The sequence below is a fragment of the Marinobacter sp. KM021 genome (assembly GCF_050707965.1).
Lineage (GTDB): Bacteria > Pseudomonadota > Gammaproteobacteria > Pseudomonadales > Oleiphilaceae > Marinobacter > Marinobacter shengliensis.
Map to the genome: position 1 here is coordinate 2766673 of NZ_CP136129.1, position 14899 is coordinate 2781571.

Here is a 14899-nt window from a genome sequence, read left to right on the forward strand (position 1 = left end):
CTGATTGTTATTGGCGCTGTTGTTCAAAGTAGTCGATACCCGCCTGGGCACAATCCATGTCCTGTTGCGGGGTGCCTGAACTCACACCAATCCCGCCAACCACCTCGCCATTCGCCAGCACTGGCAAGCCCCCGCCCACCGTGCTTAAACGGCCACCCACTTCGGTATGAATACCGAAGGCCAGATTGCCCGGCACGTTGGCCGCGTTGTATTCGTGGGTGGCTTTGCGCGCGGCGGCGGCCGTAAAGGCTTTGTCCTGGGCGATAATGACACTGGTGGTTTTGCCGCCATCCATGCGTTCAAACGCCACCAGATTGCCGGATTCATCTACTACCGCAATGCACATGGGAACACCGATGTCGCGGGCCTTTTCGCTGGCGCCTTTGATCAGGAGCCGGGCATCTTCAAGATCCAGGCGATGGATGGTTAACATGGCTTCAACCTCGCTGACGTACAATTTCAGGTTCTACAAACCTCAGAATACTCGCCATCAGCGCAGAGATCGTCTATCGTTTTAGCAACTGGTCCTACCAGTTTGTTAAATCCCGAAACATGGAATAATTCGTAACCTCCCGCCATTCATGAAGTTTGGCGGTACAGGCAGTCTCAGTAAAAACGGATCCGTACAACCCGAAACTGGTCAGACCAGCAATAAGATCATGGGCATATCCAAAGAAATTTCCTATAAGCTTGAGCACCTGATTCTGGAAGGCGGCCTGGCGCCAGGGCAGAAGATCCCCTCGGAACGGCAGCTATCAACCAAACTTGGGGTTTCCCGATCTGTGGTGCGCGAGGCTCTGCACGAATTACAGGCCCGGGGTGTCATTGAAACCCGCCACGGAAAGGGCTCGTTTGTTGCCAGCATCGTGCCGGAGTCCGGCGTACAGGGCGCGAACAGCCCGTTGATGTACCTCTATCAGGGCCATACCCGCACACTCTATGACCTGCTGGAAGTGCGGGAGCAGCTGGAAGGCCAGGCCGCTTTTCTGGCGGCACAGCGGGCCACCAATCTGGACCGGCACCGGCTGACCCGGGCATTCCGCGCGCTGGAAAGCACAGACCCGCTGAGCAACGCCCGACCGGACCACGGCTTTCACCATGCCATTGTGGAGGCCTCCCACAACCCGATCCTGGTGCACATTCTGAGCGGCTTGAAAAACATGATGCTGCTGACCGTTCAGGCCTCGGTGTCTAACCTTAACCCCAAAGAAGACATGCGCCGGAAAATCATGGGCCAGCACCGGCAGCTCTACGAGGCCATCATGGCCGGTAAACCTGACCAGGCACGCAAAGTGGCCACCGCCCACGTTCGTTTTGTGCGGCAAACCATGAAGGAAATGGAAAAGGAAGGAGACGAATTGCTGCGCATCCCCGCCCCGGAAGATCTCGCGGATCTGCTGAACGATTCAGGCTCACCGTGAGGTGTAAAATTGTTTGCAATGATCATTGATTAGGCCAGAATGACCTACAGGCAAGTGCTTCGATTTTCACCAAAATCCAACAAAGCGGTATTGATTTCCACGCCAACAGTCCGTAAAACGTGCGCCTTTGTATGACAGCCCCAGGAGTCACCCCATGGCGGAATCAGCGCCTCTGATTTGCAGGGACATCCACAAGACCTTTGACAAACTCGAAGTCCTCAAGGGCGTTTCTCTGGAAACCCGCAAAGGCGACGTGGTCTCGCTGATCGGCAGTTCAGGCTCTGGCAAGAGTACCTTCCTGCGCTGCATCAACCTGCTCGAAACGCCTACCTCTGGCGACATTATCGTGCACGGTGACCCAATCAGGTTCAAAAACAACCGCAAGGGCGAGCGCATTCCGGCCGACAATCGCCAGGTGGAACTGATCCGCGCGCGGCTGTCCATGGTTTTCCAAAGCTTCAACCTGTGGTGCCACATGACGGTGCTGGAGAACATCATTGAAGCACCGGTAAATGTTCTCAAGATCCCCAAGAAAGAAGCCATTGAGCGGGCCGAGGCCTACCTTAACAAGGTGGGCATCTACGAACGCAAAGATTACTACCCGGCCCAGATGTCCGGCGGCCAGCAGCAGCGCGCAGCCATCGCCCGTGCCTTGGCCATGGAGCCGGAAGTGATGCTGTTTGATGAGCCCACTTCTGCTCTCGATCCAGAGTTGGTGGGCGAGGTACTGAAGGTTATGCAGAGTCTGGCCGAGGAAGGCCGCACCATGATCGTGGTCACCCACGAGATGGCGTTTGCAAGGGATGTGTCCACTCAGGTCCTGTTCTTGCATCAGGGCGTTATTGAGGAGCAGGGTTCGCCGGACAAGGTCTTTGACCACCCGGATTCCGAACGCATGAAGCAGTTTCTTGCTCCCAAGTTCTGAACTCCGGTGCTATCTTGAAACCGGAGACGGAATAGAAACTTCCATAAAGAATAAAGCCATAACGGCAACTTACTGGAGAAGTGACACATGAAAAAACTGATTGTTGCAGCAAGCTGTGCTCTGGCTATGATCGCCGGCACCGCTCAGGCTCAGGACCGGAACCTGCGCATTGCATTTGATATCCCCTACGAGCCGTTCGAATACCGCGACGAGAACGGCGAGCTGACCGGTTTCGAAGTGGAACTGGCTACCGCCATGTGTGAAGAACTGAACGCCAACTGTGAATTTGTCATCCAGGCGTGGGACGGCATGATCCCGGGCCTGCTGGCTCGCAAGTTCGACCTGATCATGTCATCCATGTCAATCACCCCTGAGCGCGCCGAGCGTGTACTGTTCTCCGAGCCGTACTACATCACTCCAGGCGGCTGGTTCGGCCCTGACTCCTTCAACACCGACGTAACCGACATGGACGCCATGAAGGGCAAAAACATCGGTGTGCAGCGTGGCACCACCATGGACACCTACGTAACCGAGAACATGGGCGGCGTGGTTTCCATCAAGCGTTACACCACCGCTGAAGACATGGTTCTGGACCTGGAAGGCAATCGTCTGGACGCGGTCTTTGTTGACTACCCAGTGGGTGAGCAGACCATCCTTAACCGCGAAGGCTACAAGGAGGTTGGCGAACCGGTAAAACTCGGTGACGGTGTGGGCGTTGCCATGCGCAAGCGTGACACCCAGCTGGCCGAAGATATCAACGCTGCACTCAAGAAGCTGAAAGAAGATGGTACTTATGATGCCATCATGGAGAAGTACTTCAGCTACGACATCAAGATTTAAACTGACCCCGGGAGCAGCCTGTTGGCTGCTCCCCGCTTTCCGGAATTCCCCATGCTTGATCTGAAAGGCTACGGCCCGGCCCTCGCCGAGGGGGCGGTGGTCACCATTGAGCTGGCCTTCCTCTCGCTCGCTCTCGCCCTCACCCTGGGGTTGCTTGGCGCCTCTGCCAAACTCTCTGGCAACCGGGTACTGACCGGCGTGGCAACCGCTTACACCACCCTGATTCGCGGCGTGCCCGATCTAGTGATGATGCTGTTGTTCTACTACGGCGGCCAGGTGGCGGTGAACGCGCTATCCGATTATTTATGGGAAACCCGGCAAATCGACTTTTTCTTCCAGTTCGATCCGTTCATCTCTGGCGTGGTGACCATCGGGCTGATCTTTGGCGCCTATATGACGGAAACCTTCCGGGGCGCTTTTCTGGCGGTAGACACCGGCCAGATCGAGGCCGCCAAGGCCTACGGCTTTTCCCGCTGGCACACCTTCCGGCGGGTGATGATTCCGCAGATGCTGCGCCATGCCCTGCCTGGTATCGGCAATAACTGGCAGGTGCTGTTGAAGACCACCGCTCTGGTGTCGATCATCGGCCTGACCGATATGGTGCGGGTGGCGGAAGAAGCCGCCAAGGCCGAGCGCATGCCGTTCCACTTCTTTATTCCGGTGGCGGCGGTTTACCTGGCGCTGACGGCAGGCTCTGAGTTGTTCATCAAGTGGCTCGACAAGCGGGCCAATGTCGGCGTGGTTCGGGGGAATTGAGGATGCCTGATTTCATTGCCGAATGGTTGAACACGAACGATATCTTCAATGCCATGACCATGATGGAATACTGGGATGGCATGGTGACCACCGTGCAGCTGGTGTTTCTGTCGCTGGTGATTGGCCTGGTGGTTGCGGTTCCCCTGGCGATTCTGCGTACGGTGCGCAATCCGTTTGTGTCTGGTCCAATCTGGCTGTACACCTATTTGTTCCGGGGCACGCCGCTGCTGATTCAGCTATACATTATCTATTACGGGGTGGCGCAGATTCCGGGCATCCATGAGACCTTCTGGTGGACGATTTTCCGAGAGCCTTTCTACCCTGCCCTGTTGGCCTTTACGCTGAATACGGCGGCCTATACCACGGAGATTATCCGGGGAGCGATTGTGGCGACGCCCAATGGCGAGATTGAGGCGGCCAAGGCCTATGGCATGAACTGGCTGTTGCGGATGCGGCGGATTATTCTGCCCAATGCGGCGCGGCGGGCGGTGCAGGCGTACTCAAATGAGGTGATTTTTATGCTTCATGCGAGTGCGATTGCCAGTGTGGTGACGATTGTGGATTTGACGGGGGCGGCGCGGAACATTTATTCGCGGTTTTATGCTCCTTTTGAGGCGTTTATTTTTGTGGCGCTTTGCTACATGGCTTTGACGTTTATGCTGGTGTTCGTTTTCCGCAAACTGGAAAACCATCTTTTGCGGCATCAGAGGCCTATAAACTCCTGAGTTCTGGCTTTTGGTGCCGGGCCCCGCTAGCGGCGTTTATATTGAATTTTGGTGCATGGCCAGCCGGCGGAGCAGGCTTTCCGGGAAACGCTACAAGCACGTCCGTGTGCGCTTCGTTCCGGCCATCCATGGCCTCCAAGATTCCCGGAAAGCCTGCTCCGCCGTCTGACTCCAAACTCATTCAGGGGATTCACGCCTTTCCTTGCGGGGAGTCTATGAGCGCTTCAAATCATCTTTTTGACTTCCACCCCGACTGGCTGGCCCATACGCTGGCCAGCGCGTCTTCCGATTTACCCGAAACCAAACACCAACTCCCAGACGGCACGCAGGTTTCCCGTAAGGCCAATGGTGTTTTGTGGCTGACACCGCCAGCGGGGCGGGAGAATCCGAACAAGGAGGCGTTGATTATCTCGGCCGGGGTGCACGGTAATGAGACGGCGCCGATTGAGGTGTTGAACGGGTTGGTGTCGGAATTGTTTGCCGGGCAGTGGCAGTTGGCTTGTCCGGCGTTGCTGATGTTGGGGAATCCGGTGGCGATGTTGGCCGGGGAGCGGTTTGTGGATGTGAACATGAACCGGCTGTTTAACGGGGCTCACAGTAAGCCGGAATATAAGGGCCTGCCGGAGGCAGCGCGGGCGCGGTTTCTGGAGGAGATGTGTCGGCAGTTTGCGATGGCGCATCAGGGGCTGGCGTTGAGTCATTATGATTTGCACACGGCGATTCGGCCGTCGAAGCGGGAGCGGTTTGCGTTGTATCCGTTTGTGGAGGGTCGGTCGGTACCGGCGGCACAGTGTGAGTTTCTGCTGGAGGCGGAGGTGGAGACGCTGTTGTTGCAGCACCGGGAGTCGACGGTGTTTTCGTCGTTCACGGCCAGCCTGCTGAACGCTGAGAGTTTTACCGTGGAGCTAGGCAAGGTGGAGCCGTTTGGCAAGAATGATTTGCGGCGGTTCAGGGGGATCGAGCGGGGGCTTCGGCGGCGGTTTTGTGGCCAGCCGGCGCCTGCGGTTCAGGCGCCGTTTGATCATCTGACGGTGTTTGAGGTGGTGCACGAGATTCTGAATACCGGGCCGGCGTTCCGGTTTCATGTGCCGGATGATGTGGCGAATTTTACCGAATACCAGCCGGGCACGGTGATCTGGGAAGACGACGAAACCCGTTATCAGGTGGGCACGGCGCCGGAGGCCATTGTGTTCCCGAACCGGGCGGTGCCGGTTGGCCAGCGGGTGGGTTTGATGATTCGGGCTAAGGGAAGTTTTGGGGCCAGGTAGTTCGTTACCCGGCCCCGGTCAGGCTCAGGCCGGGGCGTTTTCCGGTTCGGCCACTGGCAGTTTGATCAGTTTGGTGCACACAGACGGGATCACCAGCAGGGTCAGTACCGTTGAGGCCAGCAGGCCAGAGATAATGGCCCAGGCCATGGGCGGCCACAGGGTGGAGCTGGAGAATGCCAGGGGCAGCAATCCGGCAACCGTAGTGGCCGTGGTTAACAGGATCGGCCGGGTTCGGCGTTCAACGGCGGTACGAACGGCATCGCGGATGGCCCTGCCCCGCTCCAGTTCCCGGTCCATCACATCAAGCAGCACGATGGCGTTGTTCACCACAATTCCCACCAGCGCAATCACTCCCAGCAGCGACTGAAACCCGAACGGCGAGCCGGATAACACAAGCCCGGGGAATATGCCCACCGTCGCCAGCGGCACGGTCAGCAGAATCACCCCCACCCGCCGGAATGAGTTGAACTGCAGCAGCAGGAAGAACAACAGCAACAACATGCCGATGGGCGCGGCTTTCAACAGTGCTGTGTTGGCGTCGTTGGAGCCTTCGGCATCGCCCCCCATTTCCAGCCGCGTGCCGGCGGGCAACGGCTGATTCTCAAGAGCCGCATTCAAGCCATCCAGGGCTTGGCTGAAGCTGTAGCCGTCTTCCAGGTTGGCACTCACGGTGTTCACCCGAACGCCGTTGCGCAGGTATCTGGCAGCCGGCTCCCAGGTGGTTTCCACGGTGGCGACAGCGGATAACGGTACGGCATCGCCCCGGTCGTTGTAGGTGTTGACGGACAACAGCCGGGACAGCGACAGGGAGGTACCCTCGCGGGAACGCAGGATCATGGGAATCGGGTCATCTTCCTGGCGATAACGCTCAGCCACCGCACCGAAGCTCTGGCCGTAGAGGCTCTGGGCGACATCCGCCCGGCTCAGGCCATAACGGGCGGCGGTGGCGTCGTCCACGTTGATGGCAATGCTGGGCACACCGATATCCAGGTCGTTACGCACGTCCACGGTACCTTCAATACGCCTCAGCGCGGAGAACACCTGCTCCGTCGCCCGGGTGCGGGTGGCGTCGTCGGCATGGTAAACCCGGACTTCCACCGGTGCGGTCCGGGGCGGCCCCTGGCCGAGGATGCCCGCAGAGATATCCACCTCTGGCATGGACACCGCTACTTCATTCCTGACCCAATGGATCAGATCGGTGGTATTGGCAAGGGTGGGTGTGCGCACCACCAGGCGGGCCCGATTAGGGGACTGGGGCGAGCGCTGGAGGTTGTAGTAGAAAGCCGGGCCAGCGAAGCCGACAAAGCGATGAACTTCCAAGGTTTCTGGCTGGGTGCGAATAGCCCGCTCCAGGCGTTCGGCGACTTCCGCCGTGCGGGCCTGGTCGGTGCCCTCCGGCATGTACAGCTCCACGATCACCCGGGGCCGGTCCGCATTGGGGAAGAACTGTTGCGCCATGAACGGGGTCATGGAAAGACTGATGGTGACCAGCCCTGCGCCGAGGATGATCAGGCGCCCGGGATACCGGAACACCAGCCTGCCCAGAAAGCGCGCCAACCCGATCAGGCGATCACCCTGCACGTTTCTGCGGGGTTTGAGGAAACGGGCCGCCAGCAGGGGCACCGCTGAAATGGCCAGAAGGTAACTGACCGACAGGGTGAGCATGATCATCACCGGCACACCCCGGGTGAAATCCGCCGCGCCGCCCTTGGCCATCAGCAGGGGTGCAAAGGCTGCCAGTGTGGTACCAGTGGACGCACCGAGCGGGCCGGCCAGCTCGCCAACCGCTTGTTTCAGGGCATCAAGGCGACGCATGCCCTCGTCCAGATGACCCTGAATGTTCTCAACAATGACAATCGCATTGTCGATCAGGATACCCAGGGAAATCACCATGCCGATCACCGCAATCTGGTGCAGCACTCCGCCGCCCAGGTCGTACAGGCCCACGCTGATCAGCGCCACCATCGGCAGTATCGAGGCCACCAGCAGGCCCATGCGAATGCCCATACCGGTGAACACCACGGCAACGATAATCAAAACCGACAACACCAGGCTCCAGGCCAGGTTCACCAGGCGTTCGGCAACCTTGTCTGGCTGGAAGAACATCTCCCGGATTTCATAGGGTTCGAAATCGCCCCGAACCTGCTCCACCCGCTCGCGGATACGCTCGCCAAAGCGAATCGCGTCGGTACTGCCCTCTTCCATGATGATGGACAGCAGCACCACTCGCTCACCATCAAACCAGGTTTCCGGTTGCCGGGGTTCCGCCGGGCCTCGCCACACTTCGGCAGCGGCGGCCAGAGGCACCTGGGAGCCGTCCGGCAGTTCGATAGGGGTTGCGCGAATATCATCTATGTCAGCGAATTCGGTGTTGGGCAACACAGACAGTCGCTTGCCGTCCACCACCACAAAGCCGCCGGGAATGGTCTGGTTGCGCTGGGCCAGGGTGTCCAGCACCCGTTTCGGAGAAATGCCCAGGCGGAACAGTGCGGCGTCGTCCAGGGCCAGGGTGATCTGTTCGTCGGCATCCCCCTCAAGCTCGATGCGGGATATACCGGGAATATCCGACAGGTTCTGTTTCAGGCGTTCGGCCACTTTCGAAAGTTCGGTTACCGAGGGCGAGCCACCCACGGCAATCACCACGGCGGGAATATCAATCAGCCGATCATCCAGGGTCATCTGGCCAACATCGTCCGGAAAGTCCTGCCGGGCCCGCTCCATGGCCTGTCGCACACGGTCCCAGGCGGGGTCGGTATCGTAGATATGGTCCCGGAGTTTGAGGCGGGAAAGCGCCACGCCGGTGCGGGCGGTACCGAAGCTGAAATCCAGTTCCTCCACCTGACGCAGTTCATCGGTCAGTGGCCGCAATACCAGGCGCTCAACCGCCTCGGCACTGGCACCGGGATAACTGACGGTAATCATGCCGGCACGATAGGGAAACGAGGGGTCTTCCTGCCGGGGCATGGTGCTGTAGGCCGCAATACCCAACAGGCAAAGCATGGTCACCACCATGCCCAGCAAGCGTTGATAGTTCAGCAGTTGGCGGGCCATCAGCGGATCTCCACCCGGTCACCATCTACCAGCCGGGTAGTGCCGGCGTATACTACCTGGTCACCCGCCTGCAATTCGCCCGGGTGCACCATCACCCGCTCACCAATCACCCGGTCGATTTTAACCGGCACCTGCCGCGCAATGGCGTCGTCCACCCGGAACACACTGGTGCCCGAGTCATTTCGCACCACCGCCAGCAAAGGCACGGTTATGGCGGAGGCCCGCACCGGTGTGATACCCACCTCGACCGGTTCGCCGGAACCCAGGGACTGGGGCGGCAGGCTCACCAAAACCGGGTGCAGCTCACCGCGAATGGAACTACCCTGGGCAATCTCAATCACGGTGCCGGTTTCCGCGTCCCGGTTGCGATTCTGTACAGACCAGACCGGCAACTCCTGCCCCACGCGTACGTGGCTGAGCAGATGGGCAGGCACACGCACCTCCACTTCCCGCCCCAGCGGTGACGACAATCGAATCACCGGCTGGCCGGCAGACACAAATTCATCACGCTCCACCAGCAAGGCTTCCACCTGACCGGCAAACGGCGCTTTCAATACGCTTTCTTCCAGCAAGCGGGTGGCTTCCGCCAGTGAGGCTTCCGCTGTGGCCATACTGGCTCTCAGGGAATCCCGACGGGCGGCGATCTGTTCCAGGTTCTGTTCCGACACCACACCACGCTGGTGCAGCCGGCTGGAACGCTCCCATTCCCGCTGGGCCTGATCAAACTGGGTTTTCAGCTCTTCCAATCGTGCAGCGGCAGAATCACGGGCCGGTTCCAGGGCGGGATTGTAGAGGCGTGCCAACACATCCCCCGGCTTCACATTCTGCCCCAACTCTACCGGGCGCTCCCGGAGGGTGCCGCTGAGCTGGAACGTGAGGGTGGCCCGCTGGGCAGCCCGGACAATGCCGGAGAACCGTAAGGGGATTTCTTCCACCTGTCCGCCGGTCACCTCCGCCACGCGTACAGACACCGCAGCCTCCGAGGGGGCATCGGCAGTGCCACCACGGCAACCAGAGAGAACCAGAACCACCAGCGCCAGGCTGGCAAAGGAGAATGGCGCACCGCGCTTGATGAGAGACATGATATTCAGCCCCTTTCCCTGAAAAGATTGATTGTTGGCCTCCATTCCTTCGGAAACCGCCGTTTGTTTTCCGACATCATGTCATTCTTTGACAAATTGTCAATAATCGGTTTCCATTCACTTTCAGGTATCATGCAGCCATCGCACAGGAAGCCGGGAACACCATGAACGAACCCCTGAAGTCACGACGGGAACGGGAAAAACAGGCAAGGTACGACGCCATTCTGAATGCCGCTGAGCTGGTGTTCTCCGAGAAGGGTTATGAGCGCACGTCCATGGACGACATTGCACGCACGGCAAGTCTGAGCCGGGCACTGCTGTACGTCTATTTCAAGGACAAAGCGGCCATTCAGCGCGGGATCATGCTGCGGGCAGGCCAAAGCCTGGTGACGCGTTTCGAAAACGCGCTTGGTTCAGCCGAGACAGGTCTGGCGCAGATCCGCGCCATGGGGGAGGCTTACTATCGCTTTTACCTGGAAGAACCGGATTATTTCTCGGCGCTCACCAAGGCGTCTACCGCCATCGCCGATGCCGACGAAGAGCAGACCCGGGAAATGCTCTGCTCCAAGAACGAGCTGATGCAGTTGATGACGGCCGCTATTCACACCGGCCTGGAAGACGGCACCATGAGCCGGGAGCGCATCAGCTCACCGGCACAAACGGCCCTGTACCTGCGGGGCGCCCTGCACGGCGTGATCATGCTTTGCCAATCAGAAGCCACTCAGGCCGGCAGCTTTCCCGCCGATGCCCTGATTCGCCACACCATGGATATGCTGACCCGCTCCATCGCCAGCCAGTAGCGACGCTCGCTACAACTGGAAATCGTAAATAGAACCCAGCCCCAGAATACCGGTGAGTTCGTCCAGGGCCTTGCGGACTTCCTCCAGCAGCATCGGGTCTGCCAGGTCCTGTTGGTCGAGCTCACTCCGGTAATGGGCATTCACCCAGGCTACCAGCCGGTCATAAAGCGCATCGGTCAGAATTACGCCCCGGTTGATGGCGTGTAGCTCCTCATCGTTCAACACCACCCGCAAACGCAGGCAGGCGGGCCCACCTCCGTTTCTCATGGACTGCTTCACATCGAACACTTCGACGCTGGTGATGGGGCTATCGCCTTTGACCAGCTGATCCAGGTAACGGCTTACCGATGGCACTTCCCGGCACTCACCGGGTACCGCCAGCAACATGCCGTCCGGGGTATTCAGCAGCTGGCTGTTGAACAGGTACGAGGCTACCGCGTCTTCGATGGGCACCTCATTGGCAGACACCCGAACGGCCTCAAGCGCAGCCCCAGTCAGCCGTTCGCTCAGTTCCGCCAGCACCCGGTCTTCCTCCAGAAACGCCAGTTCGTGGTAGAACAGGCAGTTGCCGTTGCCCACCGCAATCACATCGTTGTGGAACACGCCGGCATCAATGGCGGCAGGGTTCTGCTGTGCAAACACCGCGTGGCGGTCGCTCAGCCCATGCAGCCGGGCGATGGCCCTGGAGGCTTCCAGGGTTTGCCGGGCCGGGTATTTGACCGGCGCCGGGGCCTGCTCGTTGAAGGCTATCTGGCCATACACAAACAATTCCACACCGGGTTCACCATAACGACTGCACAACCGGGTATGGTTGGCCGCACCCTCATCCCCGAAGTGGCTGACCGAGGGCAAGGCCGGATGGTGGGCAAAGTAGCTTTCGTCAGTAAAAATGGCTTTCAGGGCGCGGCCGGTCACCCGGTGCTCGATGGACCGGTGAAACTTGGCACTTAGATTCGCCGGAGTGAAATGTACCCGATGGTCTTTGGTATCGGCACTGGGGGACACCGTCGCCGCATTGGCGGTCCACATGGCAGATGCGGACGACACCGCGGCCAGAATGGAGGGGTCTGTACTCGCGGCCTGCTCCAGCACCTGCCGGTCATTACCGGTAAACCCGAGGGCGCGCAGTGTTGGCAGGTGTGGCCGCTCATGGGGCGGCAAGACGCCCTGAACGTAGCCCCGGTCAGCCAACTGCTTCATCTTGGCCAACCCTTGCAAGGCGGCCTCTCTGGGATTGGCCACCGAGTTCACGTTGGATTTCGACGCCACATTCCCCCAGGACAACCCTGCGTAGTTATGGGTGGGGCCCACCAGCCCGTCAAAATTCGCTTCAACCGCGTGTTTCACCATAGCAGGCTTCCTGTCAGTCAAATGTCAGGCCGGGCGCCAGGGTATCTGGCATTTCACTCTTGCCAGCCTCCAGCGAGGCCATGGGCCAGGCGCAGTAGTCCGCCGCGTAATAGGCACTGGCGCGATGGTTGCCGCTGGCGCCCACACCACCAAACGGTGCCGCACTGCTGGCCCCGGTCAGCGGCCGGTTCCAGTTCACAATGCCCGCGCGCACCTCTTCCACCAGCCGGTTATACAGCTTGCGGTCGTCACTCAGAATGCCCGCCGACAACCCGAAACGGGTGTTGTTGGCCAGCTCCAGGGCATCGTCAAAACTCTTGTAGCGGTATACCGTCAGCAGCGGGCCAAAGAATTCCTGATCCTTCAGCTCCACCTCCGTGGCATCGACAATACCTGGTGACAACAAGCCTGTGCCCGGCTTCAGCTGCTTCATCTCAAGCAGGGAACTGGCGCCTTTCTCCAGCATATCGGCCTGGGCCTGCAGCAGCATTTCGGCCGCCTGGGCCGAGATGACCGAGCCCATGAACGGCTGGGGCTCCGCATCAAAATCGCCCACCTGAATACGGGAGGCAACGTCTACAAGCCGGGCCAGGAACTCATCCCCTTTCTTGCCTTTGGGAACCAGCAGACGGCGTGCACAGGTGCAGCGCTGGCCCGCCGACAAAAACGCAGACTGGATGGTGTGATGAACTGCACCGTCTACATCCGCCACGTTCTGCACAATCAGCGGGTTGTTTCCGCCCATTTCCAGCGCCAGGATTCTCTCCGGCTGGCCGCCAAACTGTTCGTGCAGCAGATGACCAACATTGGAGCTGCCGGTGAAGAACAGACCGTCGATCATCGGGTGGCGGGCCAGGCATATGCCGGTATCAGCCCCGCCCTGGACCAGGTTAATGACGCCATCCGGCAGGCCTGCCTTTTCCCAGAAACGCACGGTCATTTCGGCAACGCCCGGTGTCAGCTCACTGGGCTTGAACACCACGGTGTTGCCCGCCAGCAGGGCCGGCACAATATGGCCGTTCGGCAAATGGCCAGGAAAGTTGTAAGGGCCGAACACCGCCACCACGCCATGGGGCCGATGCCGCAGCACCGCATGTCCTCCGGCCACATCCGACTCTGAGTGCCCGGTACGTTCGTTGTAAGCCCGGATGGAAATGGGCACCTTGCCAATCATGGCCGCCACCTCGGTGCGGGATTCCCACAGCGGCTTGCCGGTCTCCAGGCCAATCTGATGGGCCAGGGCCTCTTTGTTGGCTTCCAACTGCTGGGCAAACGCCTCCACCACCGCCTGGCGCTCGGCAAAACTCTTCCGCCGCCAGGCTGCAAATGCAGCCCGGGCCTCGCGAACGGCGGCGTCTACATCTTCCAGGTTAGCGCCGTTGCCGTCCCAGACAGTCTCACCCGTGACCGGCTGTAACGATTCAAATGGCTGCCCGTGGCCCTGAATCCACAGCCCGTCTATAAAAAGATTGCCTGACAGGTTTGCCATTGTTCCTCACCTCCAATTAGGGAATTTGTCAGCGGCTTCAGCGCTAATCCTGACCATGCCGGTTACGATAATGGCGCACCCGGTCGAGAATTTTCTCGTCCTCACTTTCCTGGCCCTTTAGTGTATGAATGGGTGACAAAGCGCTTTCCTTCAAGGGCGCAAGGCGAACCGGATCTCCGGACTCGATCAGCAGGGCTTCCGCCACGTCGCGGGGAATACTCACGGTATCCGGCCCGATGCAGTCCATGGGCAGGGTGGTTACCCTGAAGTCCCGGAACGACCGGTTTGAAATCATCACGCGCTGTTCCGGTGGCACGTCCAGGTTCATGGGTTTATTGACCACCATGGCGTGGCGATTGATGGATTCCCGCACGGTTCGGATGTTGTTCACGAACGCCTCCACCGCCGGCCCGCCATCAAAAATATCCACCATGCCGTTAAAGTTGAAACCTTCTGCCTGCAACATTTTCAATGCCGGCCGGGTATTATCATGCACCATGCCGATGACCGCCCGCGCCTCTTCCGGCAGCATCGGCAGGTAAATCGGGTACTTGGGCATCAGCTCGGCAATAAAGGACTTGTTGCCAAGGCCAGAGAGCATGTCCGCCTGGCTGAATTCCATGTCAAAGAACTTGCTGCCAAGGGCATCCCAAAGCGGGCTGCGACCGTCTTTATCAGACACGCCACGCATCTCGGCAAAGACTTTTTCCGAGAAGTGCTTGCGGAAGTCATCGAGGAACATGAACCGGCAGCGGGATAACAACAAGCCGTTACCTCCTCCCTGATAACCTCCGGCCAGCAACAGCGAACAGATTTCGGTGGTGTCCGTCATATCGTTGGACAGGTGCAAGGTGGGGGTGCGTACATGCACGCCCAGCTCCCGCGAGGCATTCACCGTAACGCTTAGCCGGTAATTGTAGAACACCTCTTCCAGCCCCACGCGGGCTTCGATGCCGCTGATGCCAACCGTTTTTCGGCTTTGGGTCTCTTCCAGGGCAAACAGGTACAGCCCGGCTTCCGGGGCACAACGCTGGTTAAAGGATTCCCGGGTGCGCTCGATCTTGCGTTGCAGCAGTTCCCGGTCTGCCGGCAGGGTGGTCAGCCCTTTGCCGGCGTTCTGGGCCATGCCATAAAGATCATCAAGATCGTTTTCCTGCAACGGGCGAATCAAAAGCATGTTACGCCCTCCCCT

General features: G+C 59.4%; 13 protein-coding genes. 7 read left to right on the forward strand and 6 right to left on the reverse strand.

What is annotated here, in order from left to right; translation table 11 throughout:
- Positions 1-7: 7 nt before the first annotated feature.
- On the reverse strand, positions 8-433 hold the full coding sequence (locus tag RVM24_RS13075; protein ID WP_431474167.1) for a GlcG/HbpS family heme-binding protein: 426 nt from the start codon (positions 431-433) through the stop codon (positions 8-10).
- A 226-nt stretch (positions 434-659) separates the two neighbouring features.
- On the opposite strand from RVM24_RS13075, the gene RVM24_RS13080 reads away from it, so the two are divergent.
- From RVM24_RS13080 to RVM24_RS13105, 6 genes are all read left to right on the forward strand, one after another.
- The gene (locus RVM24_RS13080; RefSeq protein WP_072678128.1) at positions 660-1421 is read left to right on the forward strand and encodes an FCD domain-containing protein; all 762 of its coding nucleotides are present in this window, start codon (positions 660-662) and stop codon (positions 1419-1421) included.
- Between the two features lie 154 nt (positions 1422-1575).
- Complete coding sequence (locus RVM24_RS13085) at positions 1576-2346, forward strand: ABC transporter ATP-binding protein (protein WP_230715589.1); 771 nt, start codon at positions 1576-1578, stop codon at positions 2344-2346.
- An 87-nt stretch (positions 2347-2433) separates the two neighbouring features.
- Positions 2434-3186, forward strand: coding sequence for a transporter substrate-binding domain-containing protein (locus RVM24_RS13090; RefSeq protein ID WP_230715591.1), 753 nt, complete (start codon positions 2434-2436; stop codon positions 3184-3186).
- Between the two features lie 51 nt (positions 3187-3237).
- Complete coding sequence (locus RVM24_RS13095) at positions 3238-3942, forward strand: ABC transporter permease (protein WP_072676328.1); 705 nt, start codon at positions 3238-3240, stop codon at positions 3940-3942.
- Positions 3943-3944: 2 nt separating this feature from the next.
- Positions 3945-4667 carry an ABC transporter permease gene (locus RVM24_RS13100; RefSeq protein WP_061330597.1) on the forward strand — a complete coding sequence of 241 codons (723 nt, stop codon included), beginning with the start codon at positions 3945-3947 and terminating at the stop codon, positions 4665-4667.
- A 215-nt stretch (positions 4668-4882) separates the two neighbouring features.
- The gene (locus RVM24_RS13105) at positions 4883-5935 is read left to right on the forward strand and encodes a succinylglutamate desuccinylase (RefSeq protein WP_286921455.1); all 1053 of its coding nucleotides are present in this window, start codon (positions 4883-4885) and stop codon (positions 5933-5935) included.
- 24 nt (positions 5936-5959) lie between these two features.
- On the opposite strand, the gene RVM24_RS13110 is transcribed toward RVM24_RS13105, so the two are convergent.
- The gene (locus RVM24_RS13110; protein ID WP_286921456.1) at positions 5960-8986 is read right to left on the reverse strand and encodes an efflux RND transporter permease subunit; all 3027 of its coding nucleotides are present in this window, start codon (positions 8984-8986) and stop codon (positions 5960-5962) included.
- Positions 8986-10068, reverse strand: coding sequence for an efflux RND transporter periplasmic adaptor subunit (locus RVM24_RS13115; protein ID WP_286921457.1), 1083 nt, complete (start codon positions 10066-10068; stop codon positions 8986-8988). Before RVM24_RS13115 ends, RVM24_RS13110 begins: the two co-directional genes overlap by 1 nt.
- Positions 10069-10232: 164 nt before the next feature.
- Between RVM24_RS13115 and RVM24_RS13120 the strand changes: the two genes are divergently transcribed.
- Positions 10233-10868 carry a TetR/AcrR family transcriptional regulator gene (locus RVM24_RS13120; RefSeq protein ID WP_058090451.1) on the forward strand — a complete coding sequence of 212 codons (636 nt, stop codon included), beginning with the start codon at positions 10233-10235 and terminating at the stop codon, positions 10866-10868.
- 9 nt (positions 10869-10877) lie between these two features.
- Here the strand turns inward: RVM24_RS13120 and astB are convergent, their stop codons facing one another.
- The 3 genes from astB to astA are packed head-to-tail and all read right to left on the reverse strand — an operon-like array spanning position 10878 to position 14884.
- Positions 10878-12218, reverse strand: coding sequence for an N-succinylarginine dihydrolase (gene astB, locus RVM24_RS13125; protein ID WP_431474168.1), 1341 nt, complete (start codon positions 12216-12218; stop codon positions 10878-10880).
- A gap of 13 nt (positions 12219-12231) precedes the next feature.
- On the reverse strand, positions 12232-13707 hold the full coding sequence (astD, locus tag RVM24_RS13130) for a succinylglutamate-semialdehyde dehydrogenase (RefSeq protein WP_431474169.1): 1476 nt from the start codon (positions 13705-13707) through the stop codon (positions 12232-12234).
- 43 nt (positions 13708-13750) lie between these two features.
- Positions 13751-14884, reverse strand: a complete 1134-nt coding sequence (astA, locus tag RVM24_RS13135; protein WP_374813682.1) for an arginine N-succinyltransferase — start codon at positions 14882-14884, stop codon at positions 13751-13753.
- Positions 14885-14899 lie beyond the last annotated feature (15 nt).

Coding starts and splice junctions, on each gene's coding strand:
- RVM24_RS13095 (WP_072676328.1), top strand. CDS start 3,238: ATGCTTGATCTGAAAGGCTACGGCCCGGCCCTCGCCGAGGGGGCGGTG.
- RVM24_RS13100 (WP_061330597.1), top strand. CDS start 3,945: ATGCCTGATTTCATTGCCGAATGGTTGAACACGAACGATATCTTCAAT.
- astD (WP_431474169.1), bottom strand. CDS start 13,707: ATGGCAAACCTGTCAGGCAATCTTTTTATAGACGGGCTGTGGATTCAG.
- RVM24_RS13105 (WP_286921455.1), top strand. CDS start 4,883: ATGAGCGCTTCAAATCATCTTTTTGACTTCCACCCCGACTGGCTGGCC.
- RVM24_RS13090 (WP_230715591.1), top strand. CDS start 2,434: ATGAAAAAACTGATTGTTGCAGCAAGCTGTGCTCTGGCTATGATCGCC.
- RVM24_RS13075 (WP_431474167.1), bottom strand. CDS start 433: ATGTTAACCATCCATCGCCTGGATCTTGAAGATGCCCGGCTCCTGATC.
- astB (WP_431474168.1), bottom strand. CDS start 12,218: ATGGTGAAACACGCGGTTGAAGCGAATTTTGACGGGCTGGTGGGCCCC.
- RVM24_RS13080 (WP_072678128.1), top strand. CDS start 660: ATGGGCATATCCAAAGAAATTTCCTATAAGCTTGAGCACCTGATTCTG.
- RVM24_RS13085 (WP_230715589.1), top strand. CDS start 1,576: ATGGCGGAATCAGCGCCTCTGATTTGCAGGGACATCCACAAGACCTTT.
- RVM24_RS13110 (WP_286921456.1), bottom strand. CDS start 8,986: ATGGCCCGCCAACTGCTGAACTATCAACGCTTGCTGGGCATGGTGGTG.
- RVM24_RS13115 (WP_286921457.1), bottom strand. CDS start 10,068: ATGTCTCTCATCAAGCGCGGTGCGCCATTCTCCTTTGCCAGCCTGGCG.
- RVM24_RS13120 (WP_058090451.1), top strand. CDS start 10,233: ATGAACGAACCCCTGAAGTCACGACGGGAACGGGAAAAACAGGCAAGG.
- astA (WP_374813682.1), bottom strand. CDS start 14,884: ATGCTTTTGATTCGCCCGTTGCAGGAAAACGATCTTGATGATCTTTAT.